Origin of the sequence: Streptomyces sp. TRM68416 (assembly GCF_014596915.1) — a bacterium.
Taxonomy (GTDB): domain Bacteria; phylum Actinomycetota; class Actinomycetes; order Streptomycetales; family Streptomycetaceae; genus Streptomyces.
Genome location: NZ_JACVWU010000082.1, coordinates 1 through 888 on the forward strand (window position 1 = coordinate 1; position 888 = coordinate 888).

The following is an 888-nucleotide window of genomic DNA, read 5'->3' on the forward strand; positions in this document are numbered from 1 at the left end:
CTCCAGTCCCACTCCGCCGTCATCAGCCCCCCCCCACCCCCACCCTTACCGGATGCCCTCGACCAGCTTCTCCAGGGCCTCGTCCGCCGTCTCCGCCAACAGCGTGACACTGTCCATACCGACGTAGACCGCCCCGTTCGGGGCGATGCCCAAGTACAGGTTGCGGCGGTCGGCCTCCCCGATCGGGTACAGCTCGGTTCCGGCCTCTTCGCTCAGCACGTCAAAGATCTCGTCGTCCCACTCCGCCACGGCCGGGTCGAGCGTGAACCCCATCCGGGCCATCGTCTTCCCGGGGCCTCGTTCGGCACTCGCCAGACCACCGAACTCGGCCAGGAAGCGTCGCGCAGCCTCGTGGATCTCAAAGCCTCCGTGTTCGCGGAGCGTGTTCTCCCAATCCACCGTGGACACCGTGCGCCCCGGGTGCCAGCCGGCCGTGCGCAGAACGCGGTCGGTCTCCGCGGACCATCGCTGCTCGCGCTCTTCACTCATCGTCGTGTCACACCGAAACTGATTCCGAATTGATCGAGCACATGTTGGCATGAGGAGCACGGTGGCTTGCGTGTGCCGTGTCTCGGGTCGCCGGGCACACGAACCTGCACTGCGGCACCCGATCGTAGGCGGCCTGCACATGGCCCTTCCGCAGGGTGAGGGAAGCGTCACTCGATCCCGGGCGGCCGCGCGTCGAATAGCAAGCCTCCACACCCGAATCGCCATACGCGACTCCAGGGACCGGACCCGCACCCCCCTCTCCTTCCCCAGCGAAGCCTTCACCGCGTTCATCATGAACCTCAAAACAGACGGCCGCCCAGAGACAGCCCGCTGACCACGGTCGTCCGCACGCGACGCAGGTCAAACCACGGCCCACGTCAGAAGCCCCAGGGATCGGCG

At 67.0% G+C, this 888-nt stretch carries 2 protein-coding genes; one reads left to right on the forward strand and one right to left on the reverse strand.

The window, feature by feature from the left end; translation table 11 throughout:
* Window positions 1-45: 45 nt before the first annotated feature.
* Window positions 46-489: an SUKH-3 domain-containing protein gene (locus tag ICC28_RS40000; protein WP_188293790.1), complete on the reverse strand. Its 444-nt coding sequence runs from the start codon at window positions 487-489 to the stop codon at window positions 46-48.
* 139 nt (window positions 490-628) lie between these two features.
* On the opposite strand from ICC28_RS40000, the gene ICC28_RS40005 reads away from it, so the two are divergent.
* Window positions 629-823, forward strand: a complete 195-nt coding sequence (locus ICC28_RS40005; RefSeq protein ID WP_188293789.1) for a DUF397 domain-containing protein — start codon at window positions 629-631, stop codon at window positions 821-823.
* The last annotated feature ends 65 nt before the right edge of the window (window positions 824-888 follow it).